This window comes from Amycolatopsis sp. NPDC051373 (assembly GCF_040689465.1).
GTDB lineage: Bacteria > Actinomycetota > Actinomycetes > Mycobacteriales > Pseudonocardiaceae > Amycolatopsis.
This window is the reverse complement of record NZ_JBFBAE010000016.1, coordinates 190,611-206,387: the sequence shown is the minus strand read 5'-3', so window position 1 is coordinate 206,387 and position 15,777 is coordinate 190,611. Positions and strand designations below refer to the sequence as shown.

The 15,777-nt window shown below is 69.9% G+C and carries 11 protein-coding genes; 5 read left to right on the top strand and 6 right to left on the bottom strand.

Annotation, left to right across the window (positions count from 1 at the left end; genetic code table 11):
* Positions 1-88: 88 nt before the first annotated feature.
* The gene (locus AB0383_RS29105) at positions 89-514 is read left to right on the top strand and encodes a VOC family protein (RefSeq protein WP_364184159.1); all 426 of its coding nucleotides are present in this window, start codon (positions 89-91) and stop codon (positions 512-514) included.
* Between the two features lie 1,022 nt (positions 515-1,536).
* Complete coding sequence (locus tag AB0383_RS29100) at positions 1,537-2,619, top strand: DUF2891 domain-containing protein (protein ID WP_366189034.1); 1,083 nt, start codon at positions 1,537-1,539, stop codon at positions 2,617-2,619.
* On the opposite strand, the gene AB0383_RS29095 is transcribed toward AB0383_RS29100, so the two are convergent.
* Positions 2,616-3,872 (bottom strand): aminotransferase class III-fold pyridoxal phosphate-dependent enzyme, encoded by a 1,257-nt coding sequence (locus AB0383_RS29095; protein WP_366189033.1) that lies wholly within the window; start codon positions 3,870-3,872, stop codon positions 2,616-2,618. The genes AB0383_RS29100 and AB0383_RS29095 overlap by 4 nt on opposite strands.
* Before the next feature lie 14 nt (positions 3,873-3,886).
* A complete protein-coding gene (locus AB0383_RS29090; protein ID WP_366189032.1) occupies positions 3,887-5,068 on the bottom strand; it encodes a CoA transferase in 1,182 nt (393 codons plus the stop codon).
* Positions 5,069-5,233: 165 nt separating this feature from the next.
* Between AB0383_RS29090 and AB0383_RS29085 the strand changes: the two genes are divergently transcribed.
* Both AB0383_RS29085 and AB0383_RS29080 read left to right on the top strand, forming a co-directional pair.
* A complete protein-coding gene (locus AB0383_RS29085; RefSeq protein WP_366189031.1) occupies positions 5,234-7,195 on the top strand; it encodes an NPCBM/NEW2 domain-containing protein in 1,962 nt (653 codons plus the stop codon).
* Positions 7,196-7,280: 85 nt separating this feature from the next.
* Positions 7,281-7,736 (top strand): DUF4231 domain-containing protein, encoded by a 456-nt coding sequence (locus AB0383_RS29080; RefSeq protein WP_366189030.1) that lies wholly within the window; start codon positions 7,281-7,283, stop codon positions 7,734-7,736.
* 339 nt (positions 7,737-8,075) lie between these two features.
* On the opposite strand, the gene AB0383_RS29075 is transcribed toward AB0383_RS29080, so the two are convergent.
* From AB0383_RS29075 to AB0383_RS29060, 4 genes are read right to left on the bottom strand one after another with little or no spacing between them, the layout of a single operon-like run.
* The gene (locus AB0383_RS29075; RefSeq protein ID WP_366189029.1) at positions 8,076-8,861 is read right to left on the bottom strand and encodes an SDR family oxidoreductase; all 786 of its coding nucleotides are present in this window, start codon (positions 8,859-8,861) and stop codon (positions 8,076-8,078) included.
* A gap of 3 nt (positions 8,862-8,864) precedes the next feature.
* Positions 8,865-10,550, bottom strand: a complete 1,686-nt coding sequence (locus tag AB0383_RS29070) for a hydantoinase B/oxoprolinase family protein (protein WP_366189045.1) — start codon at positions 10,548-10,550, stop codon at positions 8,865-8,867.
* Entirely contained in the window at positions 10,544-12,613 is a 2,070-nt protein-coding gene (locus AB0383_RS29065; protein WP_366189044.1) for a hydantoinase/oxoprolinase family protein, read from the bottom strand. Before AB0383_RS29065 ends, AB0383_RS29070 begins: the two co-directional genes overlap by 7 nt.
* Positions 12,613-14,244, bottom strand: a complete 1,632-nt coding sequence (locus AB0383_RS29060; RefSeq protein WP_366189028.1) for a thiamine pyrophosphate-binding protein — start codon at positions 14,242-14,244, stop codon at positions 12,613-12,615. The genes AB0383_RS29065 and AB0383_RS29060 overlap by 1 nt, the downstream gene beginning before the upstream one ends.
* Positions 14,245-14,406: 162 nt before the next feature.
* Here AB0383_RS29060 and AB0383_RS29055 point away from each other — a divergent pair, with 162 nt between their 5' ends.
* Entirely contained in the window at positions 14,407-15,777 is a 1,371-nt protein-coding gene (locus AB0383_RS29055) for a wax ester/triacylglycerol synthase family O-acyltransferase (protein WP_366189027.1), read from the top strand.

Sequence of the window (15,777 nt, the reverse complement as noted above, 5' to 3'; positions counted from 1 at the left end):
ACAGTGGATAAATCTCGTTCCACGCTAGCTGTGCGACCTGGGTTTTCCCAGGTAAGCACACCGTTCAGGTGTGGCCTACCGTCCCGGTATGGCGTATGACTTCCAGGTGACCGTGGACTCCGCGGAACCGCACACCCAGGCCGACTGGTGGGCTGAGACGCTCGGCTGGGCTGTCGAACCCAGCGACGAGGCCTTCATCCGCGAGATGATCGCCAAGGGCTACGCGTCGGAGGACGACACCACGGTCCACCGCGGCGCCCTGGTCTGGCGCTCGGGCGCCGCGATCTCCCACCCGGAGACGTCGCGGCGGGTCTTGTTCCAGGAGGTGCCGGAGGGCAAGACGGTGAAGAACCGCCTCCACCTCGACGTCCGCGTCGGCGGCGCGGAGAACATGGAGGAGGAGTTCGCCAAACTCCAGGCCAGGGGTGCGACGTTCCTGCACCGGGGGTCCCAGGGGCCGACCCGCTGGATCACGCTGGCGGACCCGGAGGGCAACGAATTCTGCATCGGCTGACGGTCTGGCCGGCTTCCTTCGGGAACCTCCCCGCTGCCTCTGCCCCACGCACCTCTCGCCCCGGCTCGGCTCGGCGCGGCTGGCGCGGCTGGCGCCGCTAGCGCGGGGGCAGCCGAGCCTTCGTGGTGACGGCGCCCTTGCCACCCGGACCGCCCTTGCCACTCCGCGCGGAACTTGCCACTCCACACCGGTCCACGCCACCCCGCGCGGCGCCTTGCCTTCCGGTGCGCGCCGGTGCCTTCCCGCGTGCGCCTTGCCATCCCCGTCGGCACCATGCCTTCCGGCGTCCGCCATGCCAACCCGGTCGGTGCCTCGCCATTCCGCACGGCACCATGCCATTCCGCACGGCGCCATGCCATCCCACGCGCGCCCCGCCAACCTGCACAGCACTTCGTCACTCGGACCGCCCAGGTCATCCTGCGCGGGCACATGCCGCTCCACGCTGGCCCATGCCATTCCGCGAGGCGCCTCGCCAATCAGCACGGCAGCTCGCCACCTCGCGCCGCACCTCGCCACGGCAACGGCACATGCCAAGCGCGCAACACTTGCCATCAACCTTGGCGCCACGCCACCCGTGCGACCTCTTGCCAGTCGACGCGGCACCCTGCCAATCCGCGCGGAACCTCGCCTCTACCCGCCGCGCCTTGCCACAGCAAAGGCAAAGGCAAAGGCCAGTGGCAGCGGCAACACCTCGACGTCATGCCGCACCCATGGCGCCTTGTCAATCGGCGCGGAACCTTGCCACCGAATGTCGCGCGTTGCCGAGGCAATGGCAGGCAAGAGGCACGGAACTTGCCATACTCGTCCGGTCTTGCCACAAGTGCGGCGTCGTGCCAGTAGGCGCGGCAACTCGCCGTAGCGGGCGGCAACTCGCCGATCGGAGATGGGTCTTGCCACGGTGCCAAGTTGTAAGTCGTGCGGCTGAGGATCTGCCCACTGGTGTGGGGTGATGCGTTTCGTCCGTGGGCCGGAGGCAATGACGACCGGCCCGACGCGTCCAGTGGCAGGAGGCCCGCGCGCCCATGACATCCCGGCGAGAAACCCAGCTGCTTTCCCGAGCCGCCGAGTACAGCGCGGCCGCCCTGCGCAACATCAGGAAAGAATTCCCCAACGACATCCGCAGCACCATGCAGTTCCCGGGGGACTTCCCGAACCGTCCGCGCGACCTGTACCCAGCCTTCTACGGTTGCTTCGACTGGCATTCCTGCGTCGAGATGCACTGGCTCCTGGTCCGGCTGCTCCGCACAACCCCAGACGCAATACCCACCGACGACATCCGGACCACACTCAACGAGCACCTCACCGCCGACGCCCTCGAAGGCGAAGCCGAGACATTCCGGACCAAGGGATCACGGGCCCGCCCCTACGGCTGGGGCTGGGCCCTCATGCTCCACCACGAGATCGCCACCTGGGACGACCCCGACGCCCGAACCTGGTCGGCCGGCCTCGCACCCCTGTCGGCAGCAGTCACCGACGCCTTCCTGCAGTGGCTCCCCAAACAGACCTACCCCATCCGCACCGGCGCGCACAACAACAGCGCCTTCGGTCTCTCCCGCGCCCTCCCCTACGCCAAAAGGCAAGCCGCAGCCGGCGACGGAGCCCTTCTTGCCGCCATCCAGGACGCCGCCACCCGCTGGTTCAGCACCGACGCCGACTACCCCGCCGACTGGGAACCCTCCGGCGCCGATTTCCTGTCGCCCGCCCTCACCGAAGTGGAGTTGCAGGCCTGCCTCCTGCCGCCAAAAGACTTCACAGCCTGGTTCGACCGGTTCCTTCCCCAGCTCCCGGCTGCACTCCTCACCCCGGCCACGGTGTCCGACGACGGCGACGGCCAGCTCGCCCACCTCCGCGGCCTCAACCTCAGCCGCGCCTGGTGCTGGCTCCGCCTGGCCGACAGCCTCCCCGCCACCGACCCGCGCCAACCCCTCCTGATCTCCGCCGCCGAAGCCCACGCGGACCCGGAGCTCGATCACGTCAGCGGCAGCGACTACATGGTCGAACACTGGCTCGCCTGTTACGCCGTCCTCTACCTGACCGCCGGCGATCGCGACCACGCAGGAAAGGGCGCCCCCATGCGGGACGCCCCGCAACGAGCGGAAACCTAACCCTGCAGCCGAGAAAGCGCCGCCGGAATGGCCGCCGCCAGCAAGTCCAGCTCCTCGTCCCCCGTCACCAGCGGCGGCGACAGGGCAATCCCCTTCCCCAACGGCCGCACCAAGACCCCCTCGTCCCGCACCAGCCGCTGCAGCTTCCCCGGCGCCCCGGGATCGGCCGCCAGCACCTCCGCCGACAGCTCCACCGCGGCCAAGAACCCCAGCCCAGCTCGAACCTCCGCGACCAACGGATGGTCGGCCGCCCCGGCCAACGCATCCGCCAACGGCTTCTCCAACTCCCGCCCCCGCGGAATCAACCCGTCCTTCTCATAAATATCCAACGTCGCCAACGCAGCAGCACACCCCACCGGGTGCCCCGCATAAGTAGCCCCATGCCGCAAAACAGGAGCCCCGGCAGAACCCGTGAAGAACGGTGCCGCCACCTCCGGCGAAACCAGCAACGCGGCCAACGGAATGGTCCCACCGGTAAGACCCTTGGCAGTCGTCACCATGTCCGGCCGAACCGCCCACCGATCAATCCCGAACCACGTCCCCAACCGGCCGAACGCGGCAATCACGCAATCCGCCACGAAAAGCATCCCGTACCGGTGACAAACCTCCACCGCAGCTTCGAGATACCCGTCCGGCGGCAACAGCACGCCCCCAGCACCGATCACCGGCTCGCAGAAGAACGCGGCAACCCGATCCGCTCCCACTCGCAGGATCTCGGCCTCCAACGCCGGCACACTGTCATACGCCACATGCGAAAACCCAGAAGGCATCGGCCCGAACCCCTCGGCATTCACCGGGATCCCGCCCACGGCCGTCCCGAACCCGTGCGTCCCGTGGTACCCCTGCGTCCGCCCGATGATGTGGGTCTTCTCCGGCCGTCCAGTGTGGACGAAGTGCGCCCGCGCGATCTTCACCGCCGTGTCGACGACATCACCACCGCCGGAGCCGAGGAACACCTTCGAACCCGGCACCGGAGCAAGCGCAGAAAGCCGCGAAGCCAACTCCAACGCCGGCTCGTTCGCGTAATACCCGAACAGGTTGTACGAATCCAGCTTCTCCAGCTGCGCCGTCACGGCCTGGGTGATCTCAGGCCGCCCGTGGCCGAAGTTCGCGTACCAGAGCGAAGCCGTGGCGTCGAAGTAGCGGCGGCCGGCGTCGTCCCACACGTACGAGCCCGAGCCGCGCGTGATCACGAAGCGGTCGCCGTCGACGGCGCCCATGTCCGCGAACGGGTGCCACAGCGGGTTCTCCATGTAATCCTCCTTGGTCACAACGAAAGGAACTCGGCGATCTCCGACTCCGAGTACCCGATTTCCGCGAGCACCTCCGCCGTGTGCTGGCCCAGCACCGGCGGCGCAGACGTCGGCCGCGGCTGCGTGTCCGAGGCCTTCACCGGGAAGCCCGTGCCGAGGTAGGTGCCGATGGTCGGGTGCGGCAGCCGCACGACCTGGTCGCGCGCGGCCGTCCACGGGTCGGCGTACACGTCGTCGATGTCGTTGATCGGCGCGGCCGGGATGCTGGCCTCGTCGAGGGCCTTCGTCCAGTCGTCGACGGTGCGCGTGACCAGCACTTCCTCCAGCAACACGTTGAGCTCGTCGCGGTGCGCCGTCCGCGCCGCGTTGGTCGAGAACCGCGGGTCCTCCGCGATGTCCAGGCCGAGCACACCGCAGAACGCGCGCCACAGCTTCTCGCTGCCGACGGCGATGACGAGCCAGCCGTCGGACACGTGGTACGCCTGGTACGGGACGATGCTCGGGTGCGCCGAGCCCATCCGGCGCGGGCGCGGGGTGTCGTAGAAGTGCGCGCCGGCGGCGTAGATGTGCCAGGCGAGCTGCGCGTCGAGCAGGGAGACATCGAGGTACTGGCCGCGCCCGGTGGTGTGGCGGGCCTGCAGCGCCATCAGCACGCCGATGATCGCCCACGTGCCCGCGTTGAGGTCGGCCCCGGGCAGGCCCACCTTGGCGGGCGCGCCGTCGGGCTCGCCGGTCAGCCCCATCACGCCGCCGAGCGCCTGCGCGACGAGGTCGTAGCCCGGCCGGTCGCGGTACGGCCCCGTCTGGCCGAAGCCCGTGATCGAGACGTGGATCAGCCGCGGGTTCAGCTCGGACAGCGAGGCGTACGACAGGCCCCACCGCTCCAGCGTGCCCGGGCGGAAGTTCTCGACGAGCACGTCCGCGTCGGCCACGAGCCGGCGTACGGCTTCGCGGCCGCGTTCGGACTTGAGGTCGAGCACGATCCCGCGTTTGTTGCGGTTGGCGGCAAGGAAGTACACGGCTTCGTCGCCGACGAACGGCGGGCCCCACAGGCGCGTGTCATCGCCGTGGCCGGGCGGCTCGACCTTGACGACGTCGGCACCCATCTCACCGAGGTACTGCGTGCAGTACGGCCCAGCCAGGATCCGGGAGAGGTCGACGACCTTGAGACCGTCGAGCGGGCGGACCTCGGGCATGGGGCGGCTCCTCGGGGCGTCGTCGCGGACCTACGCCTCCTTTCTACCTCCCGGCCAACGGATTACCTACCAACGGCCCATTGACGTGAACCGTTCACTCCTGTTGATTCTTGAGGAAGTATGTTCCGCTTTGAGTAGTTGAGTTGTGCACTCCGGGAGGAATTCATGCGTCGTCTTGTGGGCCTGCTGGCGGCTGCCTGCCTGACCACCACCCTCACCACGGCGAGCGCGGAAGCGGCCCCGGCCGCCCCGAACGCCGTCCAGCAGGAAACCGGCGCGCTGCCGCCGATGGGCTGGAACAGCTGGAACAAGTTCGGTTGCAACATCAACGAGACCCTCATCCGTGAGACCGCCGACGCGATCGTCAGCAGCGGCCTGCGCGACGCCGGCTACCAGTACGTGAACATCGACGACTGCTGGGCCGAGCAGAACCGCAACGCCGAGGGCAAGTTCGAGCCCAACCACGAACGCTTCCCGAGCGGCATCAAGGCGCTGGCCGACTACGTGCACGCCAAGGGCCTCAAGCTCGGCATCTACACCAGCGCCGGCACGCAGACCTGCGCGAAGACCATGCCCGGCGCCCTCGACCACGAGGACGTCGACGCGCAGACCTTCGCCGACTGGGGCGTCGACTACCTCAAGTACGACAACTGCAACAACGAGGGCCGCCCGGCCATCGAGCGCTACACGAAGATGGGCGACGCGATCAAGAAGACCGGCCGCTCGATGATCTACGCGCTGTGCGAGTGGGGCGAGAACCAGCCGTGGCTGTGGGGCAAGACCTCCGGCGCGCAGCTGTGGCGCACCACCGGCGACATCAGCGACAACTGGACCAGCATGACCGGCATCCTCGACCAGCAGGTGGGGCTCGAGAAGTACTCCGGCCCCGGCGGCTGGAACGACCCCGACATGCTCGAGGTCGGCAACGGCGGCATGACCGACGCCGAGTACCGCTCGCACTTCGCGCTCTGGTCGCTGATGAACGCGCCGCTGCTCGCGGGCAACGACGTCCGCTCCATGCCGGCCGCGACGAAGGCGATCCTGGCGAACAAGGACGTCGTCGCCCTCGACCAGGACTGGGCGGGCGTGCAGGGTCACAAGGTCCGCGACGACGGCGACACCGAGGTGTGGACCAAGCCGATGTCCGACGGTTCGGCCGCGGTGGTGCTGTTCAACCGCGGGATTTCCGCTGCGACGATGACGAGCAACGCGTCGGAGATCGGTCTGGCCGGGCGCGATTTCCGCGTGCGTGATCTGTGGACGGGTGCGGAGACGGAGAGCGCCGGGACACTGCGGGCGACCGTGCCGAGCCACGGGGCGGCGGTGTTCCGGGTGTGGCCGGCCAAGTTCCCGGCTGCCGCGCCGGCGGCGACGCTGTCTCTTGACGCGGGGTCGTACTTCCCCGCGGGGAAGCCGTTCACTGCTCACGTTCGGCTGACCAACGACGGCAGCACACCGCTCGCCGCGGCTCGGGTGACGGTGTCGGCGCCGTCCGGCTGGCAGCTCGACGGGCGTGGCGACGTGCTCGTGCCGGTGGTCGCTCCGGGGAAATCTTGGGACCGCACGGTGACGGTGAAGCCCGTGAAGCCGGGTGCGCAGGTGGCGATGTCGGTGAAGGCTACGTACACGACGGGCTGGGGGCGGCGCTCGTTGTCGGCTGATGCGAGTGGACCGGTCGTGACACCGTTCGCTGCCGGAGTGACGCCGATGTCGAAGGCGCCGTTCCTGCTGACGGAGAACGGCTGGGGCCCGGTCGAACGGGGCACCAGCAACGGCGAGAACCAGGCCGGCGACGGGAACCCGATCACGATCAACGGCCAGGTGTACTCGGATGGCCTCGGGGCGCACGCGCCTTCGCTGGTCCGGGTGTATCTGGGTGGGGGCTGTCAGACGTTCCACTCGGTCGTCGGACTCGATGACGAGTTCGCCACGGGAAGTGTGACGTTCGAGGTCCGCGGGGATGGGAAGACGCTGGCTTCGACGGACGTGTTCCGCCATGGCTCGGCGGCGCAGGCGCTCGACGTGCCGTTGGGTGGCGTGCAGGTGCTGGACCTCGTCGTGACGGATGGTGGGGACGGGAACAACACGGATCACGCTGACTGGGCTGACGCGGCGGTGAGCTGCTGAATCGGTCCGAACCATTCACACACGCCAGGCCGCGGCGGGAGAATGCGGCATGGCGTCGACGGAGGCCCTGCCGGCCGAGCACTGGATGATCACCGGAACCCGCAACGGGAAACCGCTGCCGGAAGTGGTCGTGCGGCGGTGGGCGTGGTTCAGCGACCACGCCCGCCGCAGCCGCATCCACTACGTGACCACGGAGTTCGTCGGCGTCGCCTGTGCGGCGGCGGTGCCGGTGTTCGCGGCGTTGCGGTGGGACGTGGCGTTCAGCGCGATCGCCGGGGCGCTGGTCCTGATCGCGACGACGATCCGGACGGTGCTGGGGTTTCACGACGACTGGATCGAGTATGTGCGGTTGAGGTTTTCCTTGGAGCGGGATGCGACGGCTTATCTGTACAAGATCGCGCCGTATGACGTTTCCGATGAGGAAGCGGTTCGGGTGCTGGTCACGCGGCATGAGGAGCTGGGTGCCGAGTTGAGGGATGGGTGGTTTGCGAGGAGGAAGAAGTTGGGGGATGGGGGGCAGGGGGTCAAACCGCCGGTGTAGGGGGTTGCGGTTTCGGGTTGGGGTTTCGGGTCCTCGCAGGGCGTGTTGCGTTGGGGGTGCACCCCGAAGCTGGATTGTGTTGACGGCCGGTGACCTGTTGTCAAGGCGGGAAAGCGTGCCTTGACAACACGTCGCCGGCCGCAAAGAGGCTTCGGATCGAGGTGCCGGGGAGGGGCTGGGTGCAGGGTTCGTCGCGTGGGTAGGCGGCGGTTGTGAGGGTGGACACGGCCCGGGTGGGGTGCCGATCTGGGCAGGCGGGCGGCGGTGAGTGGGGTCGTCAAAGCACCCCAATGTGGCGTTCGGTGCGTTGGGCGCAACCAAGCCGCGTGGGGTCGGGGGTCAGCGGGCGCCGAGGTCGAAGTCCAGGCTGTAGCGGTTCGAGGGCATCGCGCCGGCGGACTTCGCGCCGTCGATGGGGAGGACGGCGCCGTTGATGAAGCGGGATTCGTCGGTGGCCAGAAAGAGGATGGCCTTGGCGACTTCTGTGGCCTCGCCGACGCGGGCCGCGGGGGTGCTGGCCACGAGCTGGTGCTGTTTGGTCTCGAAGTCGTCCGGGGAGGCCAGCGTCGAGCGGAGCATGTCGGTGTCGATGGCGCCCGGGTTGACGGTGTTGGCGCGGATGCCCTGGTGGGCGTGGGCGACGGCGAGGGACTTCGTGAGGCCGACCAAGGCGTGCTTCGTGGCGTTGTAGACCGGGTCGCTCGGACGGCCCATCACGCCGCCGTTGGACGAGGTCGTGATGATGCTGCCGGAGCGCTGCGCGAGCATGTGGGGCAGCACGGCGCGGGTGCCGAGGAAGGCGGCGCGGACGTTGAGCGCGAAGATGGTGTCGAAGTCCTCGAGAGTGGTCTCCGTGAGGGGTTTGGCGAGGTGGACGCCGACGTTGTTCACCAGCACGTCGATGCGGCCCGCGTCCTCGATGACGCTCGCGACGAAGTCGTCGACCGCGGTCTCGTCGGTGGCGTCCACGAGTGAGTGGCGGTAGCCGTCCAGGTGGGCGGCCGGCTCGCGGATGTCGCTCGCGAAAACCACGGCGCCCTCGGCCAGAAACTCCTTGACCGTGGCGAGGCCGATGCCCCGCGCGCCCCCGAAGATCACCGCGACCTTGCCGGCCAACCGAGCCATCGTTCAGTCCCTCCCTCGAAGTTCGGCCACCTCGTAGTCCTCCGGCAGCCTGACCAGCGCGTCCCGCGCGCCGGTGTACCGCACCACCACGCCGTAGACGGACTCCGCCGCCTCCGCGGAAACGTACCGCGCCACCACGTCGGCGAGCACGTCTGCCACGGCGCGCCGCCGCGGGTCGCCGTAGCCGCCGCCACCGGGGAGGACGACGTCGACCTCGGCGTCCGGAGCCAAGGCGACACGGCTCTTGACGGGCAAATCAGCTCCGGAAACCAGCCCGAACCGGCCGAGGGCGCCCGGAGAACCACCGTCCACACCGGACGCGGCGGCCCGCACCCGGTCGACGTTCCCGTTGACACTCCAGGGAAAATCGCCCAGCAGACCCATCGTCGTCCGCTGCCCCAGCCCACCGCGGAACTGCCCGGCGCCACCCGAGTCCACCAGCAGCTCCCGCACGCCCTGCACCAGGGGCGCACTTGTCTCGATCACCTCGGTGGGCGTCGAGCGCAGGCCGCTGGGAAAACCCGTGGTCGAGAGGCCGTCGCGGGACACGCGCGCGCCCATGCCGCCGGTCTGGAACACCGTGGACATGAACCCCTCGCCGCGCCAGATCGTCATCCACAGGGCGTCGGCGCTGGGCGCGACCGGGCAGCCCGGCAGCGCCCCGATCAGCAACGACGGCAGGAAGTGCCCGATCGGGTGCCGCGACGCGACGGGCGCCGGGGCCACGCAGTTGACCACCGAACCTTCCGGCGCGGTCACGTACACAGGCCGGAACGAGCCCGCATTGTGCGGCACCTCCGGCGAGATCGCGGCTTTCACCGCGAACGACGCGTACGCCCTCGTGTAGTTCAGCACCACGTTGATCCCGCGCCGGCTCTGCGGCGACGAACCCGCGAAGTCCACGTGGATCTCGTCGCCCGCCACGGTCACCGCGACGCGCAGCACGACCGGTTCGTCGTCGAAGCCGTCGGTCGCCAGCTCGTTGCGGTACACGCCGTCCGGCAACGCGGTGATCGCCTCGCGCAGCGCGCGTTCGGAGCGGTTCATGATCTCCGCGGCGACGTCGTCGAGCGACGCCAGCCCGAACTCCTCCAGCAGCCGTACTAGGCTCGCCGCGCCGACGTCGTTGCCCGCGACCTGCGCATACAGGTCGCCGATGGTCTCCTCGGGCGTGCGGACGTTGGCGCGGATCAGCCGTTCCAGGTCGGCGTTCACCTCGCCGGCGCGCAGGAACTTCAGGATCGGCAGCCGCAGGCCCTCCTCGAAGACCTCCGTGGCGTCCGCGGACACGAGCCGGCCGCCGATGTCCGGCGCGTGGCAGCACGACGCGAACCACGCGACCAGCCGACCACCCGCGAACACGGGCGTGGCGACGGTGATGTCGTTGATCTGCCCGGCCGTCTGCCACGGGTCGTTGGTGACCAGCACGTCACCGGGCTCCAGCGTCTGCGGCGGGTACTCGGCGACGAAGTGGCGCAGGCCGGTGGCCATCGCGTTGATGTGGCCGGGCGTGCCCCCGGTCGACTGGCTGATCATCTCGCCGCGCGAATCGAACACGGCGCACGCGAGGTCGAGCGATTCGCGCACGACCGCGGAGAACGCGGTGTTGACCAGCGCGTTCTGCTGCTCGGCCAGGATCGAGTGCAGCCGGTTGCCGATCAGGCCCACGAGGATCGGGTCGGTCACCAGCTCACCTCCAGGCTTGCGTCGCCGCGCACCACGCAGCGCGCGCCAGGCGGGACGACCACCGTCGACTCGCGTTCCTGCACGATCGCGGGGCCGGCGACCTGCGCGCCCGGCCGCAGCCGGTACCGGTCGACCACCGCCGTGTCGACAAATCCACCCGCGAAGTAGACCGGGCGGCTGCCGCCGAAGGCGTCTCCGGACGCGGAGTCCTTGAGCCGCAACGAAACCTCGGGCACCGGCGCCGACGAGACCACCCGCCAGTTCAGCAGCTCGACCGCCACGGGCGGCCCGCTCCGCCGGTACAACGACCGATAGACGTCCGTGAAATCCGCAATCAGCGCGTCCGGCCAAGAATCGGCTGAAGCCCGCACCGGCACCCGGATCTCGTACCCCTGGCCGGCGTATCGCATCTCGGCGACGCGCGCGTGCGTCACGTCCGCACCGTCCACACCGGACTCCCGCAGCAGCGCCGCGCCCTCGGCCTCCATCTCGGCGAACCGCGCGTCGACGTCCTCCCACGACAGGTCCAACACGGCGGCCCGCGCCGAACGCACGAAGTCGAACGCCAGCGGCGCCGTCAGAAACCCCAGCGCGCTCAGCACACCCGCGGCCGGCGGCGCGACCACCGTCGGCGCCCCGAGTGCCCGGGCGACACCGGCGCCGTGCACCGGACCTGCGCCGCCGAACGTGTACATCGGCAGCTTCGCCGGATCCTTACCGCGCTCCACGGCGTGCACGCGCGCGGCGTTGGCCATATCCTCGTTCACGCTCGTGTGGATGCCCCACGCCGCTTCCTCGACGCTCACGCCGAGCGGCTCGGCGATCTTCGTCCGCACAGCCTCGCGGGCGGCCTCGACGTCGAGCGCCATCCCGCCGCCCAGGAAATACGCGGGATCGAGGTAACCCAGCAACAGGTCGGCGTCGGTGACCGTCGGCTCGGTGCCACCGCGGCCGTAACACACAGGGCCTGGCTCCGACCCCGCCGAATCCGGGCCGACGGTCAGCAAACCCAGCGCGTTCACGCGCGCGATCGAGCCGCCGCCGACGCCGATCTCGATCATGTCGGTCACCGGCACCTTCACCGGCAGCCCAGAGCCGGGCAGCAGCCGGTACTCACGGCCGACCTCGAACTCGTGGGTCACGAGCGGCGCGCCGTCGGCGACCAGGCACAGTTTCGCCGTCGTGCCGCCCATATCGAACGCCAGCAGGTCGCGTTCCCCGGCCCCGACGCCGAACGCCGAAGCGGCGAGCGCCCCGCCCGCCGGGCCGGATTCGAGGATGCGGATCGGGTACCGGCCCGCGGTCTCGACGGTCGCGATCCCGCCGTGGGACAGCATGATGTGCGGCGCGGGCCGCACCCCCAGCTCGTGCAGCCGGCGCGCCAGATCCGCCAGGTACCGCTCGGCGAGGTCCTGCACGTAGACGTTGGCGACCGTGGTCGACGTCCGCTCGAACTCGCGGATCTCTGGCACCACTTCGGACGACAGCGCCACCCGCAGCCGCGGCGCCACGCGTGCGAGCACCTCGGCCGCGCGCCGCTCGTGGGAAGGATTGGTGAAGGAATGCAGGAAACACACGGCGACGGCGTCGATGCCCCGCGCGTCGAGCTCTCGGCCCAGCCGCGCGACGTACTGCTCGTCCAGTCCTGTGTGGACGGTCCCGTCGGCCAGGATCCGCTCCGGCACGTCGAAGCGCAGGTACCGCGGCACCAGCGGTTCGGGCAGTTCGAGGCGCAGGTCGTAGAGCTCGTAACGGTGCTCGCGGCGCATCTCGAGCACGTCGCGGAACCCGGCCGTGGCGAGCAACGCCGTACGCGCGCCCTTGCGTTCGATCAGCGCGTTCGTGACCAGCGTGGTGCCGTGCACGAGCTGCTCGACGTCGCCGAAGTCCAGCCCGGCGCGCGCGAACACCCCGGCCAGGCCCTCGGCGACCGCGAGAGCGGGCTCGCGGTGGGTGGTGAGCACCTTCCCGACAGCGACGACCCCGGATTCGCCGAGCACGCACAGGTCCGTGAACGTGCCGCCGATGTCGATCCCGACCCGCAAGCCGACCCGCAGGCCCGCCATCAGCGCGGCTTCCGCGGCCACCGCGGCGAGGTGTTCACCGGAGGCTTCAGCTTCGCCCGCACCACCAGCACGTTGGGCTCGTCCGACTCGATGAACTCGCTCAGCAGCCGCCGGAACGCCCGCCCGAACCCGGACACGCGGTCGGCGTGCACCCCGAACGATCGCGCCAGGCCGACGAAATCCGGGCTGTCCCAGTCGACGCCGCGGTGCGGCAGGCCTTCCTGGTCCTGGTCGTAGCGCAGCATGCCGTAACCGCCGTCGTCGACGACCACGACCGTCACCGGCAGCTGCTCCTCCGCGAGCGTCGCGAGATCGCCCACCGCGTAGAGGAAACCGCCGTCGCCGGTCACGCACACGACGCGCCCGGTTCCGGTGGCGGCGGCGCCGAGCGACGCGGGGAAGCCGTAGCCGAGCGTGCCCCAGCCCATCGGGTAGGCGAGCCGGCGCGGCGCGCGCACGCGGTGGAAACCCCCGACCCAGTACCCGGCCACGCACATGTCGGTGACCAGCATGGCAGGTTCGGGGAGTACTTCCTCCAAAGTGGACAGGAAGTCGGCCGCCTGCGGCTCCTCGGTGCGGACGCGCTGGCGCACGCGTCGGCCGATGGACGCCAGCCGCACGGTCAGCTCGTCGAGGCCGGGCCGGCTGGCCGGCCGCAGCGACTCGACGACGCGGCGGGCGTCACCCACCAACGTGATGTCCGGTTTGTAGTTCTTCCCCGCGTCGAAGGCGTCCACGTTCACCGCGATGAGCTTGGGCGGCGCGGGCATCAGCCAGTTCTGCGTCATCAGGCCGTCGAAGTCGGTGCCGATCGCGAGCACCACATCGGCCTCGTCCCACAGCTCGCCGACCTCCGGGGCGTGGACCGGATTCGGGGCCAGGCAAGGGTGATCGAGCGGAAGCAGCCCGCGCGCGGCGAACGTGGTGATCACCGGAGCGGCCAGGCGTTCGGCGAGTTTGCCGATGGCCTCGCCCGCCTCCGAACGCAAGGCGCCGCCGCCGGCCCAGATCAACGGACGCCGGGCGCCGGAGAGGAGCTCGGCGGCGCGGGCCAGGTCCGGCAGGTCGAGCACCCGCTCGGCCAGCGGCTTCGGCGGTCCGCTCGGCTCCGAGGTCTCACGCAGGTAGTCCGTCGGGATGCCGAGGTACACCGGGCCGGTCTGCGGCATCAGCGCCAGCCTCGACGCGCGGTGCACGGTGGTGCCGATCTGGTCGGCGCGGTGCACGGTGAACCCGGCCTTGGTCACCGGTGCGAACATCGCCTGCTGGTCGGACGTCTCGTGGAGCACGCCGCGCACCACGCCGGGGCGCTTGAGCGTGGAGGGGATGTCTGTCGCGACCACGAGCACCGGCGCGGCCGAAGCCATCGCCTCGCCCACGGCGCCGAGCGTGTTGGCCGCACCGGGCCCGGTCGTCACGAGCGCGACGCCGAGTTTCCCCGTGGCGCGGGCATAACCGTCGGCCGCGAATCCGGCGGTCTGTTCGTGCCGGACACCGACGATCCGGATTCCCGCTTCCGCCAACGCCTCCCACAGCGGCAGGTTGTGCACTCCCGGGAGCCCGAACACGACTTCGGTCCCGAGTGCCTTCAGCGCGTCGCCCAGATGCTGAGCACCAGTCCGTCCTGCCACGGCTGCCACTGTATCCACCGCGCGGAAAGCACCGCACGGTCGTCACCGGACACCGTTTGCCACCAGCAATTATGTGGTATTGGGCAGACAACGGCGCATCGTGCGTAGACTCGGGCTCCGGGGAGCGCCGATGCCCCCGGCGTGGCGGAAGGTGGTCGGAAAATGCCGTTGATGCCCGTGACCGACTCGATGTTCCTGATGGTCGAGACCCGCGAACACCCCATGCACGTCGGCGGCCTGCAGCTGTTCCGCAAACCGGAGAACGCGGGCGAGAACTACCTCAGCGACCTTCGCCAGAAGATGCTCGCCACCGACAACATGCGCAGCGTCTTCCGGCGCCGCCCCAGCCGGCCCGTGAACACCGCCGGGTACGTGCGCTGGGCCGCCGACGCGGAGCTCGAGCTCGACTACCACTTCCGCCACTCCGCGCTGCCGCAGCCGGGCCGCATCCGCGAGCTGCTGGAGGTCACCTCCCGCTGGCACAGCACGCTGCTCGACCGGCACCGGCCGTTGTGGGAGATCCATCTCATCGAGGGCCTGCAGGACGGCCGGTTCGCGATGTACTCCAAGATCCACCACTCGCTGATGGACGGCGTCTCCGCGCTGCGCCACCTGCAAGGCACGCTGTCCGACGACCCGAACGACCTCGACTGCCCGCCGCCGTGGGGCAGCCGGCAGAACGGGACCAACGGCAACGGCCACGCGCAACCGTCGCTGTTCAGCCTCGCGGGCAAGACGTTCGACCAGGTCGCGGGCATCGCGCCGGCCGCGGCGAAGGTGGCGCGTGAGGCGTTCCGCGAGCACACGCTCACGCTGCCGATGCAGGCGCCGAAGACGATGCTGAACGTGCCGATCGGCGGCGCCCGCCGGTTCGCCGCGCAGTCGTGGTCGCTCGACCGCGTGCGCGCGGTGGCGACCGCCGCCGGCGTCTCCCGTAACGACGTGGTTCTGGCCATGTGCTCCGGCGCGCTGCGCGACTACCTCATAGAGCAGAGCGCCCTGCCGGACGCGCCGCTGATCGCGATGGTGCCCGTGTCGCTGCGCCGCAAGGCCGACGCCGGCGAGGCCAGCGGCAACAACATCGGCGCGCTCCTGTGCAACCTCGGCACCGACCTGTCCGACCCGGCGCTGCGGCTGTCGGCGATCCACACGTCGATGACCAACGGCAAGAAGCTCTTCTCGGAGCTCACGCCGTTGCAGACGCTACTGCTCTCGGGCGTCAACGTGGCGCAGCTGGGCGCGTCGCCGATCCCGGGCGTCGTGAACAACACGCGGCCGCCGTTCAACCTGGTGATCTCCAACGTCCCGGGCCCGCGCAAGCAGATGTACTGGAACGGGGCCGCGCTCGACGGCATCTACCCCGCGTCGGTGCTGCTCGACGGCCAGGCGCTGAACATCACGCTGACCAGCAACGGCGACAACCTCGACTTCGGCATCACCGGGTGCCGGCGCAGCGTGCCGCACCTGCAGCGGATCCTCACCCACCTGGACACGGCGCTGGCGGAGCTGGAAGGGGCGACGGGGGCCAAGTAG